Here is a 26,438-nt window from a genome sequence, read left to right as displayed (position 1 = left end):
AAAACGTGTTTTTCGCTTTCTCTACAAATCCAACAACAGAGAGGCACTACCATGGGTATCTTTGACTATAAAAACCTCGGCACCGAGGGTTCCAAAACGCTGTTCGCCGATGCCATGGCGATCACGCTGTATTCCTACCACAACCTGGATAACGGCTTTGCCGTGGGTTACCAGCACAATGGCCTGGGGCTTGGCTTGCCGGCCACGCTGGTGGGGGCGTTGCTGGGCAGCACGGATTCACAAGGTGTGATTCCCGGCATTCCCTGGAACCCCGACTCGGAAAAAGCTGCGCTTGAGGCCGTGCAAAAAGCCGGCTGGACGCCCATCAGCGCCAGTGCCCTGGGTTATGGCGGCAAAGTCGATGCGCGCGGGACTTTCTTTGGCGAAAAGGCCGGCTACACCACGGCCCAGGTCGAGGTGCTGGGCAAGTACGATGACGCCGGCAAACTGCTCGAAATCGGCATCGGCTTTCGTGGCACCTCGGGGCCACGGGAAAGTTTGATCACCGACTCCATCGGCGACGTGATCAGCGACCTGCTGGCGGCCTTTGGCCCCAAGGATTATGCCAAGAACTATGCGGGCGAAGCTTTTGGCGGCTTGCTCAAAAATGTCGCCGACTATGCCGGTGCCCATGGCCTGAGCGGCAAGGACGTGGTGGTCAGCGGCCACAGCCTGGGCGGGCTCGCAGTCAACAGCCTGGCGGATTTAAGCGACAACAAATGGTCGGGGTTCTACAAGGACGCCAATTACGTGGCCTATGCCTCACCGACCCAGAGCGCGGGCGATAAAGTGTTGAACATCGGCTACGAAAACGACCCGGTGTTCCGCGCGCTTGACGGCTCATCCTTCAACTTGTCGTCCCTGGGCGTGCACGACAAACCCCACGAGTCGACCACCGACAATATCGTCAGCTTCAACGACCACTACGCCTCGACGTTGTGGAATATCCTGCCGTTTTCCATCGTCAACCTGCCGACCTGGGTCTCGCATTTGCCCACCGGTTATGGCGACGGCATGACGCGCATCCTCGAGTCCGGCTTCTACGACCAGATGACCCGCGACTCCACGGTAATCGTCGCCAACCTGTCCGACCCGGTGCGGGCCACCACCTGGGTGCAGGACCTCAACCGCAATGCCGAACCGCACAAGGGCAATACCTTCATCATCGGCAGCCACGGCAATGACCTGATCCAGGGCGGCAAGGGCGCAGACTTTATCGAAGGCGGCAAAGGCAATGACACGATCCGCGACAACAGTGGGCATAACACCTTCCTGTTCAGCGGCCATTTTGGCAATGATCGGCTGATCGGCTACCAAACCACGGACAAGCTGGTGTTCCAGAATGTGGAAGGCAGCACCGACCTGCGCGACCATGCCAAAGTGGTCGGTGCCGACACGGTGCTGACCTTTGGCGCCGACTCGGTGACCCTGGTCGGCGTCGGGCATGGCGGCCTGTGGGCGGACGGCGTCAGCATCGGCTGATCAATGCCAGTGCTGCCCCCGCCAGCCACCGCCCCAATACGGCCGGTGGGGGTAGCCGTAGCCATAGCTGTAAACATGATGTGGATAGTAATAAGGCCGTGGGGCGTAACCCCAACGCCCGTAATAAACCGGCGGCGGCGGGGGCGCGACCACGATGACCTGCGGCGGCTGACGGATGATGAGGGTGTCGGCAAACGTCGGTGCACTGGCCAGGGCCGCCAGGCTCAGGGGGATGAGTAACAGCGCGCGTACCGTCCGGGACATGAATGCCATGGCCGTCTTTCTCCGTTCTACCGCCTTCGAAGATGAAGGCGGCTTATCGGTTAAACGCCGGGGTGGCGAAAATCCTTCGGTAAATAAATCTTCATCGATCAACGGCGCAGCGCTGCGACGGGTTGGGCGGGCCTCACACGTTTAATCACTCGTCGCGAGCTGTTTCGCGCGTCATGTGAGGAACCGAGCATGTCCCGACTTCGATTGCTGCTGTGTGCCCTGGTACTGTTGGGCCTGGGTGGGTGTGCGGTGTACCCGGCCTATCCCGGCTCATGCTGCTACCGGCCGTACTACCACTCGTACTATTACCATCCCTACTATCACCCGTATTACCACCCGTACTACCGGTACTGATCGTTCCCACGCGGTGAACGATCAAGCAGGTAAGAAAAAGCCCCGCATTGCGGGGCTTTTTACGTTCAGGCGTTTGCTTTCACTTTTCGTTGCGTACCGTGGCAACGTCATCAGCCTTGATGCGGATGTGCTTGCCGGCGATGTCGGTGAATTCATAGAACCCATCGGCTGTCTTGGTCTTGGGGGTGTCCTTGGTCAAATACTGCGTGCCATTTTGCAATGTCACTACGGTTTGCGTGGAGCAACCGGCCATCAGCAGAAAAGTGAGTGCAACCAGCGGCAGACCCAAATTCTTCATGTTCATTACCCTTACCTTTAACCCTGAAAAGTCCTGCTGAAAAGTCCCGGGCCTAAGGCCTCGGGCCACAAATGTTACGCCATCAACTGTCCTATCTGATCACTTTTATACAAAAAGTTGCGTGGGCCATTTATCTATTACTGATTGCAACAGCCCGCCACTGGCGGCACTCTGTATGCATAACCAGTATTTGATCAGTGCGCGACATGGCCAACCCCCTCGACGACCCCTTGTATTACCTGCATAACTTCCGCCAAGTGCTGCTGTGGCTGGGGCAGCGCTATGCCGATTTGCTCGACCCGGACGAAATGCAGTTTATTCAGCAATTTGACAGGTTGCCGCAGCCGTCCCAGGCGTTATTGGTGCGCATGGTGATGCGCAAAGGTGTGCATTTTCGCGGGAGCAAGCTCAATTATCTGGAAATCGGCTGCACCCACACGGCGGCGCTTGCGCTGGTGCAGCAGGGCTGGGTCGAAAACCTGAGACCGTTGAGTGTTGATGAGCTGTTCGCGCTGCTGCAAAAAAGCGAAATCCTCGCCGCCTTCGCGCCATGGATTGACCAACCCAAAGGCAAGAAGGCCGACTGGCTGGAAGGGCTGGCGGCACAGTTCACCGAGTCACGCAGCTTTGCCCAGTGGTGCCCCGAGCTGAGTGACACGCTCTACAGCCTCACCGTGATGGACCTGTGCGACCGCCTGCGGCTGATGTTCTTCGGCAACCTGCACCAGGACTGGTCGGAGTTTGTGCTGGCTGACCTGGGCATCTACACCTACGAAAAAGTCGAGTTCTGCGCCGAATCCCGTGGCTTGCGTAGCCGTGACGATGTGCATGGTTTTCTGTTCCTGCACCAATGCCAGCAAGCCTTCGAAGCCGGTCAGGCGCTGGATGAGGTACTGGCGCAGATCGTGCTGCTGGCCACCGACAACCCCTGGCTGGAAAAACGCCGGGCTAAATTGCTGTTCCAGATCGGCCAATATTGCGAGCGCAGTGCCGAGCTCGAATTGGCGGCGCAGATCTACCGTGATTGCGCCTATCCCGGCGCGCGCTCGCGCTTGATTCGCGTGCTCGAACGCCAGGAGGAGTACGCGCAAGCCATGGCCCTGGCATGCGCGGCGCAGCAAGCACCGCAAAGCGCTGCCGAACAGCAACACCTGCTGCGCGTGCTGCCACGCCTGCGGCGCAAGCTCGGCGAGCCGGCGCTGCCCAAGGTCAAGCCGCGTGAGGTCACGCGCCTGGACCTGGCACTGGTGCAGGCGCCGCAGATGTCGGTGGAATCCTGCGTGCAGGCGCATTTGAGTGAGCCCGATGCGCCGGTGCATTACGTCGAAAACGGGTTGATCAATTCGCTGTTCGGGCTGTTGTGCTGGGAGGCGATTTTCGCGCCGCTGCCGGGTTCGTTTTTTCACCCGTTCCAGCGCGGGCCAGTGGACCTGCACAGCGAGGACTTTCATCAACGTCGCGCAGCGTTGTTCGCCGCCTGCTTCGAACAGCTCACGGATGAGCGTTACAAAACCACCATCCGCCAGCGCTACGTAGACAAATGGGGCATCCAGTCGCCATTCGTGTTCTGGAACCTGCTCAGTGAAGAGCTGCTGGAACAGGCCCTGACCTGCCTGCCCGCCGACCACCTGCGCTACTGGTTTGAACGCCTGCTGCTGGATATCCGCGCCAACCGCGCCGGCATGCCGGACCTGATCCAGTTCTGGCCGGCGCAAAAGAGCTACCGCATGATCGAAGTCAAAGGCCCCGGCGACCGCCTGCAGGACAACCAACTGCGCTGGCTGGAGTTCTGCGGCGAGTACCAGATGCCGGTCACCGTCTGTTATGTGCGCTGGGCGCAAACCGCTTGAGCTACAACGTTGCGGTGCGCGCGCTGTGCGAGTTCACGGCCAAGGTCGGCGACCTGGACCTGCGCTTTACGCCGTCGCCCAGCGCCCAGGAAGGCATCATCGGCCATCGCACGGTAGCCTCGCGCCGCAGCGCCCATTACCAGAATGAAGTGGCGCTGGAAGGCGAGTACCAGCAGCTCAAGGTGCGGGGCAGGGCAGACGGCTACGACCCGGACAGCAATCGCCTGGAAGAAGTCAAAACCTATCGCGGCGACCTCGATGCCCAGCCCGCCAACCATCGCCAATTGCATTGGGCGCAGGTCAAGGTATACGGCTGGCTGATGTGCCACAAACTCGGCCTGCAAGCGATCGACCTGGCGCTGGTGTACTTCGATATTGTCGGCGAAGGCGAAACCTTGCTGAACCAGCGTTTTCAAGCGGCCGACCTTGAGCAGTTCTTCAACCAGCAATGTGCGCTGTTCCTCGGCTGGGCCCACCAGGAAATGCAGCACCGCGAGGCGCGCAACCACGCCGCCCAGGCGCTGGCGTTTCCCCATGCCGAATTTCGCACCGGCCAGCGTGCATTGGCCGAGTCGGTCTACAAGGCCGTCAGCACCGGCCGTTGTCTGATGGCCCAGGCGCCTACGGGGATTGGCAAGACCGTCGGCACGATCTTTCCGATGCTCAAGGCGTTGGCGCCGCAGCAGCTGGACAAGGTGTTTTTCCTCACCGCCAAGACCCCCGGCCGCAAGCTGGCCCTGGACGCCGCGCAAGTGCTCTACACCAGCAGCCCCGATTTGCCGCTGCGCGTGCTCGAACTGGTGGCGCGCGACAAGGCCTGCGAGCACCTGGACAAAGCCTGCCACGGGGATTCCTGCCCGTTGGCCAAGGGCTTTTATGATCGCTTGCCGGCGGCACGCGTGGCAGCGTCCAGGGTGCGCCTGCTGGACCAGCGCAACCTGCGCGAGGTGGCATTGGCCCATGAGGTGTGCCCGTATTACCTGAGCCAGGAAATGGCGCGCTGGGCCGACCTGGTGGTTGCCGACTACAACTACTATTTCGACTTCGGCGCCATGCTGTTTGGCCTGGCCCAGTTGAACCAATGGCGCGCCGCCGTGCTGGTGGACGAGGCTCACAACCTGGTGGAGCGCGCCCGTTCGATGTACAGCGCCAGCCTCGACCAGTACAGCCTCAAGACCCTGCGCGACAGCGCCCCGCAGCTGCTGAAAAAACCATTGCAGCGCCTGAACCGTGAATGGAACGCCGTGCACAAGGACCAGCTCGCGCCGTACCAGGCTTACGCCGGCAAACCCGACAAATTGCTCCAGGCCCTGAGCCTGTGCAGCAGCGCCATGGGCGATTACTTCAACGACCACCCCGAAGCCCTCAGCGGCGACCTGCAAACCTTCTATTTCGAGGCGCTGCAGTTTGCCAAGGTGGCGGAGCTGTTCAATGAACACTTCATCTTTGATATCAGCAAGCGCCAGTTCGGCAAGCACAGCGCCTCGACCCTGTGCCTGCGCAACGTGGTGCCCGCCGAATTCATCCGCCCCAGGTTGACCGCCGCCCGAAGCAGTGTGCTGTTTTCCGCGACCTTAAGCCCACGCCACTATTACGCCGACTTGCTCGGCTTGCCTGGGGATACCGCATGGATCGATGTGGAGTCGCCGTTCCAGGCCGAGCAACTGCAGGTGCGCATCATCGATGCCATCTCCACGCGTTTTGTGCATCGCCAAGCCTCCCTGGCGCCGATTGTCGAGTTGATTGCCGAGCAGTTTGCCAAGCAGCCGGGCAACTACCTGGCGTTTTTCTCAAGTTTTGATTACCTGCAACAGGTGGCGCAGTTGATGGCCGAGCGGCACCCGAAGATTGCGCTGTGGTTGCAGTCACGCGGCATGGCCGAAGCCGAGCGCCAAGGGTTTCTGGACCAGTTCACCCAACACAGCCGTGGCATCGGCTTTGCCGTGCTGGGCGGCGCGTTTGGCGAAGGCATCGATTTGCCCGGCACGCGCTTGATCGGCGCGTTTATCGCCACACTGGGCTTGCCGCAGCTCAACCCGGTCAACGAGCAGATGAAAGCGCGCATGGGTGCGATTTTTGGCGCGGGTTACGACTACACCTATTTGTACCCCGGCATTCAAAAGGTCGTGCAGGCGGCCGGCAGGGTGATCCGCAGCCAGCAGGACCGAGGCGTGGTGATGTTGATCGATGACCGCTTTAGCGAGGCGCGTGTGCGGCAGTTGTTGCCGCGCTGGTGGGCGGTGGATGGGATGTAACGGCTGGAACATTAGTTCAGGCCGAACGCGGTGGAAAATGTGGGGGCTGGTTTGCCTGCTGTGGCGGTTTGTGGGTGTACATATCCATTGCTGCGGTAACGGCTTCTATTGGTTCCGCTCTTACAGCGGGTCACTTTTGGCAAACGCCCCAAAAGTAACCAAAAGGTCTGTGCCCCACCACTCGGCACCTCGCTCTGGCTCGGTGTGCCCTCACTCCGGCTTGAATCCGTGGGCCGCCGCGATGGGCCATCCCTGGCCCAGCGCGGCTAACCCGGCGTCCTGCCGGGTTACCCACGGATTCAAGCCTGCGTTCGGCCATCGTGGTTGACGGGGCGCCTCAGATCAAAATCAAGATCAAGATCTACAGCACGGCGGCCTGAAAGCCGACCTGAGTGGTTGAAGCAAGAGCCAGATCAAGTGCAAGGCAAAAGCGTATTTACCTGATGCAACACAGTCTAAATGTGGGAGCGGGCTTGCTCGCGAATGCGGTGTGTCAGAGACAGATGAGTTGACTGACCCACCGCATTCGCGAGCAAGCCCGCTCCCACAGTTGATCGCATGCAGTTTTGAATATGAGGTCGGCTGCGGATTTGCATGCACTGAATAGCTGCTTTTCTGTGGGAGCTGGCTTGCCTGCGATGCAGACACCTCGGTGTGTCAGGTACACAGAGTTGATGCCATCGCAGGCAAGCCAGCTCCCACCTTTGACCGAGTATGGCTCTGCTGTTGCTGTTGCTGTTGCTGTTGCTGTTGCTCTGGCCCTTACATCCTTTTCGATGACGAAGTCAGCGGTCTTTTGATCTGCGCTCTTGATCTTGATCTTGATCTGAAATCGCCCCGTCAAACACGATGGCCGGAATTCGACACTGATTTGGGGGGTAAACCGGCAGGGATGCCGGTTTAGCCGCCCCGCGCCATGGATGGCGCGTGGCGGCGGCCCCCCAAATCAGTGTCGGATTGCGGGCATGCCGAGCCACAGCGAGGCACCGAGTGTTGGGGCGAGGACCTTTTGGTTACTTTTGCGTCCTTGCAAAAGTGACCCGCTGTAAGAGCGGAACCATACGCCGCCGTTACCGCAGCAATGGATATGTACCCCCCCCCGACCAAACACCCCCGCCAAACCGCCATCGCAGGCAAGCCAGCTCCCACACAAGCCAGTTCCCTAAGGACGGAGGCACGCTAAAGGACAGGCCGCCACCCCAGTTCAGACGTCAGTCAACGCACTGATGCCCGGGTTTCCAGGGAGAACCTGAAGGTTGCGCCGTGCCCAGGCCGTTCCACCAACTGGATGCTGCGCCCATGCAATTGAAGGATGCGGTGCACGATGCGCAGGCCCAGGCCGCCATCGCGGCGTGCGCCGCCGATGGTGAAGGCGCGCAGGAACAAGCCTTCGCGCAGCTCGGCGTCAATGCCCGGGCCGCTGTCGCTGACGGTGACCGCCACGGCACCGGCCTCGGGCGCCAGGATCACCTCGACTTCGCCATTCACCGGCGTATGGCGCAGCGCATTGTCCAGCAGGTTGGTGAGCACCCGCTCGATCAAACCCAGGTCGGCCAACACTGTCGGCACTTTGGGCGGTAGCGTGGCGGTGAGGGTAATGGCGCGGGCTTCGGCGGTGAGTTCGAACTTCTGGAAGATGTCCTGCACCAGATCCGGCAGCGAAAAACCCTCAATTACCGGCTGCACAAAACCATGTTCCAGGCGCACCAGCTCCAGCAGTGACTGGGCCAGCCCGCCGACCTTGCGGCTTTGGTCCAGGGCGATGCCGAGGTAGCGCCGGCGTTCTTCGGGGCTCAGGCTCGCGTCCTTGAGCGACAGGGTTTCCAGGTAGCCATGCAAGGACGCCAGTGGTGTGTGCGCAGGTCGTGGGAAATGTTCGCGACCATCTCGCGGCGTTCCTGATCCTGGTGGGTAATGGCGCGCCATTGTTCGCCCAGACGGTTCTGCATTTGCACGAAAGCGTGATCAAGCACCGCGATTTCATCGCCACTGGCAAGTTCAGGCGCGCTGGTTTCGGTGGCTTTCGGCGCGCCGTTAATGTCGAACTGGCCGACTTTGTCGGTCAGTTGACGCAGTGGCCGGGTGATCCAGGCAAAGGCAAGCAGGCCAGCCATCAGGCAGAGCAGGGCGATCAGGCCGATGGACCACAGGGCGATCTTCAAGGCCATGCCGGTGGCGTCCTTGGCGTCGTATACATCATGGGCTTCGCCCAGCAGCACCACGTACAGAAAGCCGGTTTGCCGGCCGTTGGCCTTGAGCGGCGCGGCACTGAACACTTTGCGCCCGTCGACGCTGCGCGGGTCATCGCCAAGGATCGGCAGCATGGCGCCGCTGAGAAAGCGCCGCACTGGCGCAAGATCCACATGGTCACGCAGCAAATGCCCGCTGGGTGCTGCGTTACCGACCACACGGCCGTCGATATCGAGCAGGTACACCTCGACACTCGGGTTGACCAGCATCAGCTGGCTGAACAGGTTGCGCACGGCATCCGGCTTGAGGCCATCGGCGTCCATCAGTTGGGTATCGCGGGCAATGTGCGCCGCCAGGTCGCGGGACAAACCTTGCACCACTTCCAGTTCATGCATGTGGTTGGAGCGCACCTGCAGCCAGGCCGAGGTGCCGCTGCAGATCACCAGCAACACGGCGAACACCACCGACAGGCGTTGGGTCAGGGTCAGCTTCATGGCGCGCTCTCGGCGAATTTGTAGCCACGGCCCCACACCGTGAGGATGCGCGCCGGGTTGCCCGGGTCGACCTCGACCTTGGCGCGCAGCCGGTTGATATGGGTGTTCACGGTGTGCTCGTAGCCTTCGTGGCTGTAGCCCCACACCGCGTTGAGCAGGTCCATGCGCGAGAAGACTTTGCCGGGCTGGCGGGCAAAGAAGTACAGCAGGTCGAATTCGCGCGGCGTGAGGTCCAGGCGCTGGCCTTGCAGGGTGGCGTCACGGGTCAGCGGGTTGATGAACAACGCGCCCAGCTCCAGGCTGCCGGCGTCCATCTTCAGGTTGCGCGCCATGGCGTCGACCCGGCGCAACAGGGCCTTGACCCGTGCCACCAGCTCCGGCATCGAGAACGGCTTGGCCAGGTAGTCGTCGGCGCCCAGCTCCAGGCCGAGGATGCGGTGCAACTCACTGGAGCGCGCGCTGGTGATGATGATCGGTGTATAGCGCGCCATGGCGCGGGCACGCCGGCAGATTTCCAGGCCATCGACGCCGGGCAGCATCAGGTCGAGGATCAGTGCATCCCAGCCACCTTGCTCGAGCAGGCCCAGGCCTTCGGTGCCGTCGGCGCTGTGCACCACCTCGAACTGCTCGTCGCGCAGGTGCAGGCAGATCAAGTCGGCAATATGGGCATCGTCCTCGACCACCAGGACACGTTTGGGCTGATCCATAACAGAAAACCTTCGCTTGTAGTGCGCGCATTGTGCGGCTTTTGCCAGCGTGTAGTTATCACGAATTGTTTAACTCTGCGTGAGGATTTCGCGACCGTCCAAGGCTCAGGATGGCGACATTGTTGCTGCGGATGGGTTTTATGTGGCGAGCGGGCTTGCCCCGCGTTGGGTTGCGTAGCGGCCCCAAAAAAACGGGAGCGCTGCGCACTCCAACGCGGGGCAAGCCCGCTCGCCACAACAAGCTCGCCCGCCACAGTTGCACACCCGTCATGAATGCCTATGGGTTGAGGAGAATCGTATGTACTCACGTCGACAAATGCTGCTGGCCGGTGGTGGCCTGGGCGTCGCCGTCCTGGCCGGCGGCCTGCTGAAACAGCTCAACATGATCAGCGAAGCCGAAGCGGCCGAGACCTTTGAGGTCAGCCACACCGAAGCCCAGTGGCGCAGTTTGCTGACGGCCGAGCAATTCGACGTGCTGCGTGAGGAGGGCACCGAACGCCCCTACAGCAGCACACTCAATGATGAACACCGTGCCGGCACCTTTGCCTGTGCCGGTTGCGCATTGCCGCTGTTCTCCTCGACCACCAAGTTTGACAGCCACACCGGCTGGCCAAGCTTCTGGCAGCCGCTGGACAACGCGGTCGCCAGCCACGTCGACACCTCCTATGGCGTGGTGCGCAAGGAAATCCATTGCCGCCGTTGCGGGGGCCACCAAGGCCACGTATTTGACGACGGCCCGGCGCCTACCGGCCTGCGCTATTGCATGAATGGCGTCGCCATGACGTTCACGGCGGCTTAAGCCGATGTCTATTTTTAATTCGTATAAGGGTCGATCCCATGTGGCTGCTGGTTCTCGCGTATCTGGGCGGCGTGCTGACAATTGTCAGCCCGTGCATCCTGCCTGTTCTGCCTTTTGTCTTCGCTCGCACCGGGCAGCCGTTTATGCGCAGTGGCTTGCCGCTGTTAGCGGGGATGGCGGTGACATTCGCCCTGGTGGCCTCACTGGCTGCGGTGGGCGGCGGTTGGGTGGTGCAAGTCAATCAATACGGGCGTTGGCTCGCGTTGCTGTGCGTTGCCCTGTTCGGGCTCACGCTGTTACTGCCGCACCTGTCGGAACGCCTGACGCGGCCGTTGGTGGCCGCCGGCAGTCGCTTGTCGGAAGCCGCCGGGGCCGATGCCAAACCGCGTCCGGGCGCGTCGTTCCTGATCGGCGTGGCCACCGGTTTGCTCTGGGCACCCTGCGCCGGGCCTATTCTGGGGCTGGTGCTGACCGGCGCCGCGCTGCAAGGGGCCAGTATCGGCACTACCTTGCTCTTGCTGGCCTACGCCGCCGGGGCTGCCACGTCCCTGGCCTTGGCCCTGCTGGTCGGCGGTAAAGTCTTTGGCTTGATGAAAAAATCCCTGGGCGCCGGTGAATGGCTGCGCCGTGGCCTGGGTGCGCTGATGCTGGCCGGTGTGGCTGCCATCGCTTTGGGCCTGGACACGGGCGTGCTGTCACGCTTGTCGACCGCCTCAACCGGCGGCCTGGAACAAAGCCTGGTGGATCAACTGAGCGCCAAGCCTGCACAGAAGAGCGGGGCGATGATGGCCGGTGGCGCCATGATGGCGGCGGCCAACCACAGCGACACACTGCCAATCGAAGGCTCCCTGCCACCGCTGGAGGGCGCGGTGCAATGGCTCAACAGTCCGCCGCTGAGCGCCGAAGCACTCAAGGGCAAAGTGGTGCTGGTGGATTTCTGGACCTACTCCTGCATCAACTGCCTGCGCACCTTGCCGTACGTCAAAGCCTGGGCGGAGAAATACAAAGACCAGGGTTTGGTGGTGATTGGCGTACACGCCCCGGAGTTTGCCTTTGAACGCGATGTGGACAACGTCACCAAGGCCATGAAAGACCTGGGCATCACCTACCCGGTGGCGATCGACAACAACTACAAGATCTGGCGCGCCTTCAACAACCAATACTGGCCGGCACATTACTTTGCCGATGCCAAGGGCCAGATTCGCTATCACCACTTCGGCGAAGGCGATTACGCCGAGTCGGAGCGGGTGATTCAGCAACTGCTGCGTGAGGCCGGTGCAACCCACGTCGCCGGTGGTTTGATCGAGGCTGATGCCAAGGGTGTGCAGCAGGCGCCGGACATGAACGAGGTGCAATCGCCGGAAACCTACCTGGGCTTTCAGCGTGCGGAAAATTTCGTCACGACCGGCACGTTAGGCACCGACAAAGTCGTGAATTACCCGGCGGCCGGCCACCTGGCCCTGAACAACTGGACCCTGGAAGGCCCATGGAATGTCGGCGGCCAGCAAGCCACCCTCGACCAGGCCGGTGGGCGTGTGGTTTACCGCTTTCATGCCCGTGACCTGCACCTGGTGCTGGGGCCTGGCGCCGATGGCAAGCCGGTGCGCTTCAAGGTGACGATTGATCGCCAGGCCCCCGGCGATGCCCATGGCACCGATGTGGCGCCGGATGGCAGCGGCACCGTGACCGAGCAGCGTCTGTATCAGCTGGTGCGTCAGCCAGCCGGCGTTAAAGACCGCACGTTCAGCATCGAATTTCTTGACCCGCATGTGTCGGCGTATGCCTTCACCTTCGGCTAAGCCATTCATGAACTGATAACCCAAACAATGTGGGAGCTGGCTTGCCTGCGATAGCGGTGTACCTGCCGACGATGATGTTGGATCTGCCGGTGCCATCGCAGGCAAGCCAGCTCCCACACTTGACCGCGTACTGGAGTGAGTTCTATGAAGCTTCTCAAGATTTTACCCGCACTGGCCTTCGCCGCTTTCGTCGGCCAAAGCTCGGCGTTCTCCTTCGGGGGGGCCGATGACGCGGTGATGATCGCGCCACCGGCCATGGACCTGCCCGCCGAGTCCGGCAACCTGCAAACCGCGGTGTTCGCCGGTGGTTGCTTCTGGGGTGTACAAGGCGTGTTCCAGCATGTGCAAGGCGTCAAAAACGCCGTGTCCGGCTATGACGGCGGCGCGGCAAACACGGCCCAGTACGAGTCGGTCAGCGACGGCGATACCGGCCACGCCGAGTCGGTGTCGGTGACTTACGACCCAAGCAAAGTCAGTTACGGCAAGCTGTTGCAGATCTACTTCTCGGTGGCCCATAACCCCACTGAACTGAACCGCCAGGGCCCGGACAGCGGCACCCAGTACCGTTCGGAAATTTTCGCGCAAAATGCCGAACAGCAAAAAGTCGCCCAGGCCTATATCGCCCAGTTGGACGCCGCCAAAGCTTTCGACAAGCCGATCGTGACCCAGGTCGAGATGGGCAAGACGTTTTACCCGGCGGAGTCCTATCACCAGGACTTTCTGACCGAGAACCCGTCTTACCCTTACATCGTGATCAATGATTTGCCCAAGGTGGCGCAGCTCAAGAAACTGTTCCCCGACCAGTACCGTGCCGAGCCGGTGTTAGTCAAAAACCAATAAACACCACAGGACCCAATGTGGGAGCGGGCTTGCCCGCGAAGGCGTAGTGTCAGTCAGCACATGGGTGGCTGACCCACCGCATTCGCGAGCAAGCCCGCTCGCACACTTAGTCCTACTCAGGGCTCAGGATTTGGCCTTGGCCAGGTACGGTGCAAGCCGCCGGCCCATCTCCTCACCCAGCGCCTGCAACCCACTCAACGGGCGCACCATCACTTCAAACTCGACGATCTGCCCCTGTTCGTTGAAGCGAATCATATCGATACCTTTCAGCTGTTTTTCACCCACGCGTGCGCTGAACTCCAGCACCACGTTGAGCCCGTCGGCGCTCGCCAGTTCACGGTGATAGGCGAAATCCTCGAACACCTTGATCACGGTGTTGAGGATCATCGACACCACCGGCGCGCCGGGGTAGGGCGTGTGGGCCATGGGCGAGCGGAACACCGCGTCAGGCGCGAGCAGTTCGGGCAGGGCGTTGAGGTCGCGAGTGGCCAGCATGGCGTGCCAGCGTTGCAGGGTGTGGGCGGCGGCGGGGTTCAGGTGGAGTGCGGACATGGGCTGTACCTGTTCTTATGTTGGGAAGGGGGTTCACCTGCCCAACATAAGAGCGGCACTCAAGCAGGGTCAATCACCCGAAGTGACAGATAAGTAACCCGAATGCACTCACACCACTTCCAGGTAGGAGCTGTGAATCGCCCGCGCCAGTTCGCGCACGGTGTCGATAAAGTCCGTGAGCCGGCTGTGCAAGCCGTCCTCGAGGATCTCATCGATGCCGGTATAACGCAGGCGCGCTTCGAACTCGGCCGCCAGGCGCTGGGCCGTGCGCCCGTAACTGCCAGGCAAGTCTGCGAGGATATGGCTCAATTCCTCGATGCACGCATGCAGTGAGCGCGGTACATCACTGCGCAACAGCAGCAACTCCGAGACCGAGCGCGCATTCAGTGCATTCGGGTACAGCTCGGTGTATGCCTCAAATGACGACAACGCACGGAGCAGGGCGCTCCACTGGTAATAACCGCGCGCCGACAAGTCGCTGACCTCTTCGGATTCCTCGCCAAACATCTCGTAGCGCGCATCCAGCAGGCGCAAGGTGTTGTCCGCACGCTCGACAAAGGTGCCCAGGCGTATAAACCGGTAGGCGTCATTGCGCATGATGGTGCCGGAGGTGGCCCCGCGAAACAGGTGCGAGCGCTGTTTGACCCAGTCACAAAAGTGGCTGATGCCATGGCGCGCCAGGCCGCCGGCGGCGATGCTGCGCATTTCCAGCCAGGTGGCGTTGAGGTTTTCCCACATGTCGGCGGTGATGCGCCCGCGCACGGCGTGGGCATTGCCACGGGCGGCGCGCAGGCAGTTGTAGATGCTGGCAGGGTTTTCTTCGTCGAGGGCGAAGAAGTGCAGCATGCGTTCGGCGTCCAGTTGTTTATGGCGTTCGAGGTAGCCGTCCAGTGTGCCGCTGCTGAGCAGCGACATGGCCAACTCATCCAGCCCGTCACTGCGCCCCGCCTGGGGCATCAACGACAGCGAATAACTGACTTCCAGCATGCGCGCCAGGTTCTCGGCACGTTCCAGGTAACGGGACATCCAGTACAGATCTGCGGCGGTTCTACTCAACATACTCAGCCCTCCACCACCCAGGTGTCCTTGGTTCCGCCGCCTTGCGACGAGTTGACGATCAACGAGCCTTCCTTCAACGCCACGCGGGTCAGCCCGCCAGGCACCAGGCGGGTTTCCTTGCCCGAGAGTACGAACGGGCGCAGGTCGATGTGCCGGGGTGCGATGCCGTTTTCGACGAAGGTAGGGCAGGTGGACAGGCTCAGGGTCGGTTGGGCGATGTAGGCGTGAGGGCGCGCCTTGATGCGTTGGCGGAAGTCCTCGATCTCGGCGGCGCTCGACGCCGGGCCGACCAGCATGCCGTAGCCGCCGGAGCCCTGGGTTTCCTTGACCACCAGTTCGGGCAGATGGGCCAGCACGTGGGACAACTCATCCGGCTTGCGGCACTGGAAGGTTGGCACGTTTTGCAGCACCGGTTCTTCGTCCAGGTAGAAGCGGATCATTTCCGGTACATAGGGGTAGATCGACTTGTCGTCGGCCACGCCGGTGCCGATCGCGTTGGCCAGCACCACATTGCCCGCGCAGTAGGCGGCGACCAGGCCGGGCACGCCGAGCATGGAGTCCGGGTTGAAGGCCTTGGGGTCGAGGAAGGCGTCGTCGATACGCCGGTAGATCACGTCCACCGGCTTGGGGCCGTCGGTGGTGCGCATGAACACTTTGAGGTCGTGCACGAACAGGTCGGCGCCTTCCACCAGTTCCACGCCCATTTCCCGCGCCAGGAATGCGTGCTCGAAAAACGCGCTGTTAAAACGCCCCGGCGTCAGTACGACCACGTTGGGGTTGTCGAGCCGGCTGGCGCTTTTAAGGGTCTTGAGCAGCAGATTGGGGTAGTGGTCCACCGGCGCAATGCGCTGTTTGGCGAACACTTCCGGAAACAGGCGCATCATCATCTTGCGGTCTTCGAGCATGTAGCTCACGCCGCTGGGGGTGCGAAGGTTGTCTTCGAGCACGTAGTAGGTGCCGTCGCCGTCGCGCACCAGGTCGACACCGGAAATATGCGAGTAGATGTCGCGGTGCAGGTCCAGCCCGACCATGGCCTTCTGATAACCCTCGTTGCCCAGCACTTGGTCCGCCGGGATGATCCCGGCCTTGATGATGCGCTGGTCGTGATAGATATCGGCAAGGAACATGTTCAACGCATTCACGCGCTGGATGCAGCCGCGCTCGATCACGGCCCATTCACTGGCGGGGATGCTGCGCGGGATGATGTCGAAGGGGATCAGGCGCTCGGTGTCTTGTTCGTCGCCGTAGAGGGTGAAGGTGATCCCGGCGCGGTGGAACAGCAAATCGGCCTCGCGACGCCGTTGGGCCAACAGTTCCGGCGGCGTATTGGCCAGCCAGCGGGAGAAATCCTGATAGTGCGCACGGCAGGCGCCGTTTGCGTCATTCATTTCATCAAAGAAAGATCGAGCCATTCCAGTACCTTGTCAGTGCCCAGGGTTGCCTTGGGTGGCACTGCCGCTTAAAAAAACGCATATTTTTATGAGCCTGTGGCTGACGGTGCCAACGGGCCTGGTCCTTACTTTCTTATGGGGTCGGCTCTGGGTCGGGGGGTAACGAATGCTCCTGTATCCGGGCAGATGAATGCATTAAGCAATGCCTGTGCCGGAACGCTGTTCAAGGCAGTTATTCCCTTGTGACGAGCGAGCTTGTGGTGCTGAGCAGGCTTGTTATGGCAAGTGAGCTTTAGTGGCGAGCGAGCTTGTTGTGGCGAGCGAGCTTGCTCGCGCTGGGCTGCGTAGCGGCCCCAAAAAAGCGGGAGCGCTGCGCACTCCAGCGCGAGCAAGCTCGCTCGCCACACAAGCTCAATCACTACAAAAGCGCAGCGCCACAAAAACCACTCACTGGAAGGGTGCGGCGTATGCGCCGAATTGGTGCATGAACAAACTTGAACTTCATCCCGCCCTGATTCTTCTAACAAGTTTCGTCACCTTGTGGAGCACGTCGTGCCCAGAATCATCTCTGCCAACACCCCGGCCGCTGCCGTGGACGATCACAGCGAACACAATGCCAAGATCTTCGGTTCGCCCAAGGACCGCCTCGACTTCTACCGCCGTGAAATCCAGTACGAAACCAGCATCCTGGCCAACCGTACCGACGCCTACCTCACGGCCCAGTCGTTCCTGGTGATCGCGTTTGTCTCCGGCATGGGCAACCTGAACCCGGAATGGGGCAAGTTTTTTACCTTGATCGTGCCGGCGTTTCTGGCCGCCCTCGGCATTCTCAGCTCACTGAACGCCTGGCCGGGCATTCGTGCCGCCTACGAAATCATCGACCACTGGCACTACAAGCAGAGCGAGTTGCTGCGCAGCGAGCCGGTGATGGGCCTGGCCTATGATGATTCACCGCTGTTCTGCGAGACCGAGTCATCCCACAAGGGCTATCGCAAGTCGCTGCTGTTCTCCATGCGCGCGCCGTGGCTGTTCATGGTGTTCTGGGTGCTGCTGGGCGCCTATGCGTTTTATATCCAGGTGGATAACCCAGTGTCTTAAGCAATTTGAACTTCGTGACGCTGCCTGGAACCTTAACTTTACGCAGTGTGCGTTTTACACAGAGGTGATCCATGAACACCAGTAACGACCCCCAAACCAGCAACCGTAACGATCCGGCCATCGATGGCGGCGAGCCGGCGCCCGGCACCGCTGCCGATGCGCCCAAAGACCCGAAGCCTGCCAGCGACCCCAAAGCGCGGGAAAACGACTACAGTCCAGACTTCAAGCCCGAGCGTGAGCCCAAACCTGAAACCGATGCCGATATCGACACCCAAGGCGGTTAGAGGAGACGGTCATGTCCCAGGAACTCGATGATGAAGAAGAACTCAATGACCCGGGCAACGAAGACCCGGGCTCATTGATGGACGATGCAGAAGTACCGCTCAACGATCTGGATGATGCAGCGGATGTTGGCGACACCGAAAATCAGGACTGAGCGTTCACCTTGGCTCGTCGTTCATACCAGGCCAGCATCGGTTGGGTGCTCAGGCCATGAACGACGATGCTCAAGGCGATCACCGACATCGTCAGGTCTACCGCCAACGCGCTGCTGGTGCCGACCAGCCCGTGGTTCAGCGCGTAGAACAGGTAGTAAATGCTGCCGATACCGCGAATGCCGAACCAGCCCATCAAGCCGCGCTGCCGCGTGCTGATCAGGCGGCCCCAAGGGATGACCAGTACGCTGACTGGCCGGATCACGCAAAACAGCAGCGCAGCCACCGGCAGCGCCCGCCAATCCCAGTGGCTGACCAGCACAATGCCCAGCACGGTCACCAGGAACACTTCCATCGAACGCTCCACCAAACTGCCGAACGAGAGCATGTCGCCCATCATCACGCCGGCGGCAATTTGCGTATCTTGCAGTTCACTGACATCGCCTTGCAGGGCGCGCTCAGGTTCCACTTCCAGATGGCCCACCACCGGTAATGCCAGGTGCTCCGAGGGCGTCTGCGATTGCCCCGTGGAGCGGAACTCCGCCTGGCGCAAGCCCAACCCGGCGGCGAACACCGACAAAAAGCCGTAACCGCCCACGGCCTCGGCGGCCACATAAGCCAGGGCAATCAGCGCCAGGGTCAGGTAGTCGTTGGGTGACAACGTGCTGTCGGCATGGGTGATACGCAACCACAGGGTCACACGGCCGATACCACGCCCCATCCAATAACCGATCAACAACCCGGCGGGCACCGCCCACACCAGGTTTTTCAGGACCCAGCCACCGAACCAGTCGCCATCAAACCCGCCGTGTTGCATGAACAGCAGGGCAAAGATCACAAACGGGAAGGCAGTCCCGTCATTCAAACCGGCCTCACCGGACAAGCCGAACCGCAGCGCGTCATAGTCCTGGGCATTATTGACCTGGACCAGCCCGGCCAGCACCGGGTCGGTCGGTGCCAGTATCGCGCCGACCAGCAGCGACACGCCCCAGGACAACGCAAACACATAATGCAGCGCCAGGCTTACACCGAGGATGGTCAGCAGCATCACCGGGCCGGCCATGCCAAATGCCACGCGCCAGGTGCGATGCTTGAGCGGCAGGCGCAGTTTCAAGCCGCTGACAAAGAGAGAGAACAGCACCGCGACTTCGGTCAGGTGCTCCATCCAGCGCGCCGAGCCTTTGATATCCAAGCCCAGGAGGTCGACGCCCAGCGGGCCAATGGCGACGCCCAGCAACAGGCACACCGCCGAGGTGGTCACCGGCATCCAGCGCAGGTAGGAGGAGGTGAGGGCGAGGGTGAGCAATACGGCGCCGAGTACGGCCATCCATAGAATAAACGTCATCGAGCGTGTACCGGGCCGTGGTCTATCTCGGTTGGAGGGCCACGGCGCGGTGCAGGTTCAATCAGATTAGATCACGTATGGCTCCAGGAATTGTCAGCCCCGATTTTCACGTTGAATTTGTAGCGAAGCGGGAAATAATGCTCCTTGGCCCTCTTGATTTGTAAGGGCTCTGTTAACGGCACCACTATGCCCTGACGCGCATAGGCCTCATATTTCTGCCCCCACAGGCCAGCCTGCTGGTCCAGTTAACTGAAAGGTTTTGAAGAGGTGTTTGGCTGGCACCGACGGTCGATGATCTGACACATATCGAGCGTATTCTTGCCAGCACAATAAAAGATCCAGTCGGGCCGAAATTTATGGCCCCCGCCAAACGTTAGCCTTAACGACAGGGATGTCGGCACAAAAACACCCTCCCTGCTCGTCGAGGTTTTTGCATGAAGCGCGGTACCGTATTCAAGATCGCGGGTGGTTTGCTCGCTGTGCTGGCGTTGCTGGGAGCCTGGCAATGGCGGGGCAACCCCGACGCGTTGTGGCGTATCGTCAGCCGGCAATGTGTACCCGACCAGCAACAGCATCAAAACCCCGGCCCGTGCCTGGCGGTGGATCTGGACCGAGGCTACACCCTGCTCAAGGACCGCAACGGCCCGTTCCAGGACCTGTTGATTCCCGTGGATAAAATCACCGGTATTGAAGACCCGGCCTTGGGCCGTCACTTGCTGCCGCATTACTTTACCCAGGCCTGGCGGCACCGTGCAGTGCTGTCGGCGGGCCTGGCAAAAGCAATCCCCGACGCGTTCGTCTCGGTGGCGATCAACTCCCGCTACGGCCGCTCGCAGAACCAGTTTCACCTGCACATCGCCTGTTTGCGCCCGTATACCTTCGCGTTCCTCAACCAGCAAGGCGACAGCCTCGATGAACAGTGGCGCGTGCTGCCCACGCGCCTGATGGGGCACACCTACAGTGCCCGCACATTGTCGGCGGCGGACGCGGATGCGCGCGACCCCCTGGCGGTTTTGCGTGACTACGTCGATGCCCAGGGCGGCAGCATGAGCCAGTACAGCCTGCTGATGGCGCCCCGCAACGATGGCAGCTTTGTGCTGCTCAGCACCCACCTGACCTTGACTGAACTGAACCTGGGTTCAGCCGAGGAGTTGCAAGACCCTCGCTGTGACCTGATGAGCCAACGGTAAGCCTCTATCAATCTGATCCTTACCCCCCCCCGGAAAAAGTTATTCACGACCTGTTCACTCGATAAACGACACCCCCTCAAACATACCCATTGAACGACTGTTCAGTTTGCACTATGTTGACCGCATCCACCCGTTAGCACACCAACGGGTTCGCGCGTTTTCTTCTTGAACGAGAGGCTCTGGCATGCGGTTTTCCCCCTTCGTCGAACGAATTGCAGGGCAGGGCGTCGCCGCCTGGGACATCCACCACGCAGCGTTCGAGGCCGCAAGCCTTGGCGAAGACATCATCATCCTCAGCGTCGGCGACCCCGACTTCGCCACGCCGTCGTTCATCACCGACGCCGCCGTCAGCGCCCTGCGCAGCGGCGACACCCACTACACCGAAATCCCCGGCCGCAGCGCCCTGCGCGAAGCCGTCGCAGCGCGTTACAGCAAGACCCTGGCGCGCTCATTGAGCGCCGAAAACGTGATCATCGTGCCTGGCGCGCAGAACGCGCTGTTCATCAGCTCCCTGTGCCTGTTGCAAGCCGGTGATGAAGTGCTAGTGCTCGACCCGATGTACGTCACCTACGAAGCCACGCTCAAAGCCAGCGGCGCCACCCTGGTGCGCGTACCGTGCTCGCCGGAGTCCGGGTTTCGCCTGGATGCACGCTTGCTCGCCGCCGCCATTACCCCGCGCAGCCGCGCCATCTTCTTCTCCAACCCCAACAATCCCACCGGCGTGGTGCTCAACCCGCAGGAACTGCAAGCGATAGCCGACCTGGCCATCGCCCACGATCTGTGGGTAGTGGTGGATGAGGTCTACGAAAGCCTGGTGTTCGACGGCCAGTACCACAGCCTCGCCGCCTTACCCGGCATGGCCGAGCGCTGCATCGTGATCGGCAGCCTGTCCAAATCCCACGCCATGACCGGCTGGCGAACCGGCTGGCTGATCGCCTCGCCGGACATGATCAGCCACGCCGAAACCCTGGTGCTGAGCATGCTCTACGGCTTGCCGGGGTTTGTGATGGAAGCCGCCACGGCGGCTGTGCTGGCCCATGATGAAGTGACACTGGGCATGCTCGACATCTACCGGCGCCGCCGTGACCTGGTCGTGGCCGGCCTGAGTGCGTGCCCCGGCATCAAGGTGCAGGCGCCCCAAGCCGGGATGTTTGTGCTGGTGGACGTGCGCGGCACGGGCCTGGGCTCATTGGATTTTGCCTGGCGCCTGTTCCGCGAGGCCGGCGTGTCGGTGCTCGATGCCGCGGCGTTTGGCGAGCCGGCACAAGGGTTTGTGCGGCTGTCGTTCACCTTGGGCGAAGCCCGTCTGGCTGAGGCCTGCGAGCGGATCGCCGGGTTTGTCGCCAAGCTTGCCGGTGAACCGCGTGTGGCGCCGACGCCAAAAATCGAGGTGCTGCCGCCGGTCGAAGTGCGCAAGATGATTGAGGTGATCGGCCTGCATAAGCGCTTCGGCAATATCGAAGTGCTCAAGGGCATCTCGCTTACGGCCAACGAAGGTGAGGTGATCTCGCTGATCGGTGCCAGCGGCTCGGGCAAAAGCACCTTGCTGCGCTGCATCAATATGCTTGAAGTGCCCGACCAGGGCAGCATCCATGTCGACGGTGAAAGCATCAAGCTCAATTACGGCATGCCCGGTGCGCCACTGGTGGCAGACGCCAAGCAACTGGTGCGCATCCGTTCGACCCTGGGCATGGTGTTCCAGAACTTCAACCTGTGGCCGCACCGCACCGTCCTCGAAAACCTTATCGAAGCGCCCACCCAGGTATTGCGCGAAAGCCGTGCCGAAGCCATCGAGCGCGCCGAAGCGTTGCTTGAGCGCGTTGGCCTGGCCGCCAAACGCAATGAATTCCCGGCGTTCCTGTCCGGCGGCCAACAGCAGCGTGTGGCGATTGCTCGTGCGTTGGCCATGCGCCCCAAAGTCATGCTGTTCGACGAACCCACCTCAGCCCTCGACCCCGAACTGGTGGGCGAAGTGCTGCGCGTGATCCGCTCCCTGGCCGAAGAAGGCCGCACCATGATCCTGGTCACCCATGAAATGGCCTTCGCCCGGGATGTGTCCTCCAAAGTGGCTTTTCTGCACCAAGGCTTGATCGAAGAAACCGGCACGCCGGACGCGGTGTTCCTCGACCCACGCAGTGAGCGTTGCCGACAGTTCGTCAACGCGCATCAAACTCGCTAACTCCAGAAAAAGACGGGGCAAATCATGAAATGCAAACGCATGGCAACGTGGTTGGGCAGTGCAGTGTTGATGTTGACCGCAGGTTTTACCCTGGCGGCAGAAAAACCCATCGTGTTTGCGGTAGCGGCCGAACCCTATCCGCCGTTCACCGTAAAGGGTGGAAACGGCCAGTGGTCGGGCTTTGAAGTGGACCTGATCCACAAGCTGTGTGAAGGCATGAAAGCCGAGTGTCAGATCAAGGAAGTGGCGTGGGACGGCATCATTCCATCGTTGCTGGCGAAGAAAATCGACGTGATTTTCTCTTCGATGTCGGTCACCGATGAACGTGAAAAACAGATCGCCTTCAGCCGCGCCTATTACGATTCACTGCTGGGCGTGGCAGGCCCCAAAGGCGCCACGGTGGACATCACCCCCGAAGGCCTCAAGGGCAAGCTGATCGGCGTGCAGATTTCCACGGTCAGCGCCAACTACCTGAAGAAGTACTACGAAAATATCGCTGACCTGAAGTACTACGACACCCAGGAATCGGCGAATGCCGACCTGATCGCCGGGCGTATCGACTACATGATGGCCGACGACACCGCCATCGCCATGATGGTCAAGACCCCGGAAGCCAGCGGCCTGGCGCATATCGCCAGCGTGCCCTACGACCCGATTATCGGGCGTGGCGTCGGCGCCGGTTTGCGCAAGGAAGACACCGCGCTCAAGGCCCGCCTGGACAAGGCCATCGGCGAGCTGCTGGTGAGCAAGGACTATGACGACTTGTCCCAGCACTACTTCGGCCTGTCGGTCAGCCCGTGCAAGCGCGGCGACACGCCAGCGTTTGTGAGCAAGACCTGTGACAGCCCCTACCAGCACATCGCCCAGAAGACCGAATAATGCTCGATCTCCTCAGCTTTGGTGACCAAGGATGGGGCAACGCACTGCTCAAAGGGTTATGGATGACCCTGCAAATCTCCGTCGGCGCATTTGCCGTGGGCTTGCTGATCGGCCTGGTGGTGGCCTGCGCCAAGCTCAGTGCGCCGCGCCCGATTGCGCTGTTGATGCGCGGTTACACCACGGTGTTTCGCGCGGTACCGGAACTGCTGCTGATCCTGCTGCTGTATTACGCAGGCTCCATGGGGCTTAACGCCTTGATGCTGTGGCTGGGGTTTGCCCAGGTCAACATCAGCGGGCCGTTGGTGGCGATCCTGGTACTGGGACTGGTGCAGGGCGCTTATGCCTCGGAGATTTTCCGCGCGGCGATCCTGGCGATTCCCCACGGCCAGATAGAAGCGGCGCGGGCCTTTGGCCTGAGCGGCGTTGGCCTGTTTCGCCGGGTGACCTTGCCGATCATGGCGCCGTACGCGCTGGCGGGCATGTCCAACCTGTGGATCAACCTGATCAAGGACAGTGCCTTGATCAGCGTGGTCGGCACCAACGAGCTGCTGTACACCGCCAAGCAGGCGGCGGGTTCCACGCGTCATTATTTGCTGTTCTACCTCACGGCCGCCGCCTTGTATTACCTGGTGACGCTGGCTTCCAACTACCTGTCCGGGCGCCTGGAGCGACGTATCCGTCGCTGGATGCCGGTTGTCGAGTGAGGCGCGCATGCCTGAGTGGATAAGTTACTACGCGGGGCTGATCGCCAAGGGCTTGCAGACCACCTTGTCGTTGCTGTTGATCAGCGCCGTGCTGGGTTTTGCCCTGGCGGTGCTGGTGGCGTTGGCACGGTTGTCACGCCGCAAATGGCTGGCGCGCAGTGCGCTGGCCTACACCAGTGTGCTGCGCGGTACGCCGCTGCTGATCCAGATCTACATTTTCTACTACGGCCTGGGCAGCCTGTTCGCGCAGTTCCCGATGATTCGGGGCAGCTTTGTGTGGCCGTTCCTGCGTGACGGCTACTGGTACATCGTGTTTGCCCTGGTGCTGTCAGTGGGCGCCTATGTCGGTGAAGTGATTCGCGGTGGCCTGCTGGCGGTGCCCAAGGGCGAGATGGAAGCCGCTTCGGCGTTCGGCATGACCCCGCGTCAGGCGCTGCTGCGAGTACGCTTGCCACGGGCGATGCGCCTGCTGTTGCCGACCCTGGCCGGTGAGACGGTGATGCTGCTCAAATCCACCGCGCTGGCGTCGACCATCGCCGTGGTCGACCTGCTGGGCGCGGCTAACGTCGTGCGGGCGCAGACCTTGCAGATCTATCAACCCTTGCTGCTGGTGGCCAGTGTTTACCTGTGCCTGACCTTCCTGATCGAGGGCGTCTACGCCATCGCCGAACGGCGCGGCACGCCGTTGCGCAGGTCGGCGGGATGAAACAGGACCGCGCGCTGCAGGGCATTGCCCTGTGCTCACTGGCCTACGCGTTCCTGGCGTTGCAGGACGCGGTGATCAAATGGCTGGTGGCCGATTACTCGGTGTTCAGCATTCTGTTCTGGCGCAGCCTGGTGGTGGTCGGCGCCTGTGTGATCGCCGGCCGCATGGGCCTGTTGCGCAGGGCATGGACCTCGGTGAGCCGCAAACTGCTGATCATTCGCGGGCTGCTCTCGCTGCTGGCGTGGTTGCTGTATTACACCGCCGCCAAGGACCTGACCCTGGCGGAAATGACCACCTTGTATTTCTCCGCACCGATCATGGTCACGCTGCTGGCTGCGCTGATCCTCAAGGAGCGTGCGAGCCGTGGGCAATGGGTGGCGCTGATTATCGGCTTTGTCGGCGTGGTGATCGCTTGTCGCCCCAGCAACATGGTCGATCCGCTGCCTATCGTGCTGACGTTGGCCGCTGCATTGTGCTGGGCGTTCACCTATATCCAGCTGCGCCAGGTCGACCCGGCAACCTCGGTGCTGGAGCAGATGCTGATCACCAACGTGGTGTTCGTGATGTGCATGGCGGTGACCTTGCCCTGGGCCCATACCCCGGCGCCGACCCCGGCCTGGCTGGGGATGCTGGCGGCAGGCCTGGTCGGCGGCATAGGTCAGTTCCTGTTGTTTGCGAGTTTCCGCCGGGCCACGGCGACCTTGCTGGCACCGTTCGAATACACCGGGTTGATCTGGGCGTTCTTACTCTCGAGCGTGATCTGGGGTACGTCGATGGATGTGTCGCTGATCATTGGCGCGGTGTTGATCGCGGTCAGCGGCACCCTGGCCATGCTCAGCGCTCGCCACCCGGAATCACAGGACGTGGTCGGCGCCGAATGCTCCGTGACGCAACCCCTGTACCCAGCAGCGACAGATGTGCAGCCCGTTGGCGGGGCTGAAAGTGCCGGGGTTCAGACACCCCTCGAGCCAAAGCCCGTCAAGCATCGCCGATAAGCCGATGGCCGCCAGGTGGCTGTCGTGGATCTTGAGGTTTTCGCTGCGGGCCAAGTCGTCCAGCAGTTGCTGGATCAACGCCAGGTAGGCGCGGTAGCTGTTTTCGTGGGATTGGTTTACGTGGGGCGAGTGGCGGATCAGGCTCCAGAACACCACCCACACACCGAGCAGGTCAGGGTCCATCACCCGTGGCGAAAACGACGCGCGCAGAAACGCGTCCAGACGCGCAGCGGCGCCTTCGGCCAGCTCGACTTGCGCCCATAACGCGCTGGTCAGCTCATTGGCGAGCTTGTGGTAAGTCTCGGCGATCAACGCGTCGATGCTGCCGAAATGGTGGTTGAGCAAGCCCACCGACACCCCGGCTTGAGCGGCGATGCGGCGCACCGAAATCCCGGCGTGGCCGTCGCGGGCCAGGCAGGTGAGGGTCGCGGCAACCAATAAGTCACGGCGTTCATCGGGGTCGGCGCGGCGCAGTTTGGGAGGGTCGACAGTCACGGAGATGCCTTTGATGTAAGACCAGAGTGCTCAGGTTAATTGAACGTGTGTTCAATCTCTAGCGATTAAA

Annotated in this window: 23 protein-coding genes and 2 pseudogenes; 16 read left to right on the top strand and 9 right to left on the bottom strand. The window is 61.4% G+C overall.

The genetic code is table 11. The features are described 5' to 3' along the window. Positions 1-51: 51 nt before the first annotated feature. Positions 52-1,482 carry a lipase gene (locus QF043_RS13785; RefSeq protein WP_307418918.1) on the top strand — a complete coding sequence of 477 codons (1,431 nt, stop codon included), beginning with the start codon at positions 52-54 and terminating at the stop codon, positions 1,480-1,482. Here the strand turns inward: QF043_RS13785 and QF043_RS13780 are convergent, their stop codons facing one another. Next, entirely contained in the window at positions 1,483-1,755 is a 273-nt protein-coding gene (locus QF043_RS13780; protein WP_307418917.1) for a hypothetical protein, read from the bottom strand. 189 nt (positions 1,756-1,944) lie between these two features. Between QF043_RS13780 and QF043_RS13775 the strand changes: the two genes are divergently transcribed. Beyond that, complete coding sequence (locus tag QF043_RS13775) at positions 1,945-2,109, top strand: hypothetical protein (RefSeq protein ID WP_307418916.1); 165 nt, start codon at positions 1,945-1,947, stop codon at positions 2,107-2,109. A gap of 79 nt (positions 2,110-2,188) precedes the next feature. Here QF043_RS13775 and QF043_RS13770 read toward each other — a convergent pair whose 3' ends face one another. Next, positions 2,189-2,413, bottom strand: coding sequence for a YgdI/YgdR family lipoprotein (locus QF043_RS13770; RefSeq protein ID WP_058420249.1), 225 nt, complete (start codon positions 2,411-2,413; stop codon positions 2,189-2,191). Positions 2,414-2,613: 200 nt separating this feature from the next. Here QF043_RS13770 and QF043_RS13765 point away from each other — a divergent pair, with 200 nt between their 5' ends. Beyond that, complete coding sequence (locus tag QF043_RS13765; protein WP_307418915.1) at positions 2,614-4,257, top strand: VRR-NUC domain-containing protein; 1,644 nt, start codon at positions 2,614-2,616, stop codon at positions 4,255-4,257. Then, positions 4,254-6,512: an ATP-dependent DNA helicase gene (locus tag QF043_RS13760; protein ID WP_307418914.1), complete on the top strand. Its 2,259-nt coding sequence runs from the start codon at positions 4,254-4,256 to the stop codon at positions 6,510-6,512. Before QF043_RS13765 ends, QF043_RS13760 begins: the two co-directional genes overlap by 4 nt. Before the next feature lie 1,215 nt (positions 6,513-7,727). Here QF043_RS13760 and QF043_RS13755 read toward each other — a convergent pair. Next, positions 7,728-9,196, bottom strand: a pseudogene (locus tag QF043_RS13755) (ATP-binding protein). After that, the gene (locus QF043_RS13750) at positions 9,193-9,903 is read right to left on the bottom strand and encodes a response regulator transcription factor (RefSeq protein WP_307418913.1); all 711 of its coding nucleotides are present in this window, start codon (positions 9,901-9,903) and stop codon (positions 9,193-9,195) included. The pseudogene QF043_RS13755 and the gene QF043_RS13750 overlap by 4 nt, the downstream one beginning before the upstream one ends. Before the next feature lie 298 nt (positions 9,904-10,201). Between QF043_RS13750 and msrB the strand changes: the two genes are divergently transcribed. The 3 genes from msrB to msrA all read left to right on the top strand — a co-directional run bounded on the left by msrB (position 10,202) and on the right by msrA (position 13,341). Further along, the gene (gene msrB / locus QF043_RS13745) at positions 10,202-10,702 is read left to right on the top strand and encodes a peptide-methionine (R)-S-oxide reductase MsrB (RefSeq protein WP_307418912.1); all 501 of its coding nucleotides are present in this window, start codon (positions 10,202-10,204) and stop codon (positions 10,700-10,702) included. A gap of 38 nt (positions 10,703-10,740) precedes the next feature. Next, complete coding sequence (locus QF043_RS13740) at positions 10,741-12,501, top strand: cytochrome c biogenesis protein DipZ (protein WP_307418911.1); 1,761 nt, start codon at positions 10,741-10,743, stop codon at positions 12,499-12,501. A gap of 144 nt (positions 12,502-12,645) precedes the next feature. After that, a complete protein-coding gene (msrA, locus tag QF043_RS13735; RefSeq protein ID WP_307418910.1) occupies positions 12,646-13,341 on the top strand; it encodes a peptide-methionine (S)-S-oxide reductase MsrA in 696 nt (231 codons plus the stop codon). A gap of 123 nt (positions 13,342-13,464) precedes the next feature. Here the strand turns inward: msrA and QF043_RS13730 are convergent, their stop codons facing one another. From QF043_RS13730 to QF043_RS13720, 3 genes are all read right to left on the bottom strand, one after another. Continuing rightward, entirely contained in the window at positions 13,465-13,893 is a 429-nt protein-coding gene (locus QF043_RS13730) for a nuclear transport factor 2 family protein (RefSeq protein ID WP_307418908.1), read from the bottom strand. Between the two features lie 108 nt (positions 13,894-14,001). After that, positions 14,002-14,952: an alpha-E domain-containing protein gene (locus QF043_RS13725; RefSeq protein WP_056859980.1), complete on the bottom strand. Its 951-nt coding sequence runs from the start codon at positions 14,950-14,952 to the stop codon at positions 14,002-14,004. A gap of 2 nt (positions 14,953-14,954) precedes the next feature. Further along, entirely contained in the window at positions 14,955-16,364 is a 1,410-nt protein-coding gene (locus QF043_RS13720; protein ID WP_065930079.1) for a circularly permuted type 2 ATP-grasp protein, read from the bottom strand. A gap of 531 nt (positions 16,365-16,895) precedes the next feature. Here QF043_RS13720 and QF043_RS13715 point away from each other — a divergent pair. The 3 genes from QF043_RS13715 (at position 16,896) to QF043_RS13705 (ending at position 17,877) form a co-directional block, all read left to right on the top strand. Continuing rightward, positions 16,896-17,441: a hypothetical protein gene (locus QF043_RS13715; protein ID WP_058420258.1), complete on the top strand. Its 546-nt coding sequence runs from the start codon at positions 16,896-16,898 to the stop codon at positions 17,439-17,441. 71 nt (positions 17,442-17,512) lie between these two features. Next, positions 17,513-17,725, top strand: a complete 213-nt coding sequence (locus QF043_RS13710; RefSeq protein WP_236371466.1) for a hypothetical protein — start codon at positions 17,513-17,515, stop codon at positions 17,723-17,725. Between the two features lie 11 nt (positions 17,726-17,736). Further along, entirely contained in the window at positions 17,737-17,877 is a 141-nt protein-coding gene (locus QF043_RS13705; protein WP_307418907.1) for a hypothetical protein, read from the top strand. Here QF043_RS13705 and QF043_RS13700 read toward each other — a convergent pair. Next, a complete protein-coding gene (locus QF043_RS13700) occupies positions 17,868-19,220 on the bottom strand; it encodes a sodium:proton antiporter (protein WP_307418906.1) in 1,353 nt (450 codons plus the stop codon). The genes QF043_RS13705 and QF043_RS13700 overlap by 10 nt on opposite strands. 434 nt (positions 19,221-19,654) lie before the next feature. On the opposite strand from QF043_RS13700, the gene QF043_RS13690 reads away from it, so the two are divergent. The 6 genes from QF043_RS13690 (at position 19,655) to QF043_RS13665 (ending at position 25,873) form a co-directional block, all read left to right on the top strand. Beyond that, the gene (locus QF043_RS13690) at positions 19,655-20,410 is read left to right on the top strand and encodes a CDP-diacylglycerol diphosphatase (protein WP_307418905.1); all 756 of its coding nucleotides are present in this window, start codon (positions 19,655-19,657) and stop codon (positions 20,408-20,410) included. Positions 20,411-20,594: 184 nt separating this feature from the next. Next, the gene (locus tag QF043_RS13685; RefSeq protein ID WP_307418904.1) at positions 20,595-22,589 is read left to right on the top strand and encodes an aminotransferase class I/II-fold pyridoxal phosphate-dependent enzyme; all 1,995 of its coding nucleotides are present in this window, start codon (positions 20,595-20,597) and stop codon (positions 22,587-22,589) included. Between the two features lie 24 nt (positions 22,590-22,613). Further along, on the top strand, positions 22,614-23,468 hold the full coding sequence (locus QF043_RS13680) for a transporter substrate-binding domain-containing protein (RefSeq protein WP_307418903.1): 855 nt from the start codon (positions 22,614-22,616) through the stop codon (positions 23,466-23,468). Next, the gene (locus QF043_RS13675) at positions 23,468-24,172 is read left to right on the top strand and encodes an ABC transporter permease (RefSeq protein ID WP_056859985.1); all 705 of its coding nucleotides are present in this window, start codon (positions 23,468-23,470) and stop codon (positions 24,170-24,172) included. Before QF043_RS13680 ends, QF043_RS13675 begins: the two co-directional genes overlap by 1 nt. A 7-nt stretch (positions 24,173-24,179) precedes the next feature. Beyond that, a complete protein-coding gene (locus QF043_RS13670; protein WP_307418902.1) occupies positions 24,180-24,878 on the top strand; it encodes an ABC transporter permease in 699 nt (232 codons plus the stop codon). Then, complete coding sequence (locus tag QF043_RS13665; RefSeq protein WP_307418901.1) at positions 24,875-25,873, top strand: DMT family transporter; 999 nt, start codon at positions 24,875-24,877, stop codon at positions 25,871-25,873. The genes QF043_RS13670 and QF043_RS13665 overlap by 4 nt, the downstream gene beginning before the upstream one ends. On the opposite strand, the pseudogene QF043_RS13660 reads toward QF043_RS13665, so the two are convergent. Beyond that, positions 25,829-26,257: pseudogene (locus QF043_RS13660) on the bottom strand (TetR family transcriptional regulator C-terminal domain-containing protein); the annotation flags it as partial. The gene QF043_RS13665 and the pseudogene QF043_RS13660 sit on opposite strands and share 45 nt — an antisense overlap. Positions 26,258-26,438: the final 181 nt, after the last annotated feature.

This window comes from Pseudomonas sp. W3I7, from assembly GCF_030816095.1.
GTDB lineage: Bacteria > Pseudomonadota > Gammaproteobacteria > Pseudomonadales > Pseudomonadaceae > Aquipseudomonas > Aquipseudomonas salomonii.
The sequence above is the reverse complement of the archived record's forward strand: the minus strand, read 5'-3'. Positions and strand labels throughout refer to the sequence as shown.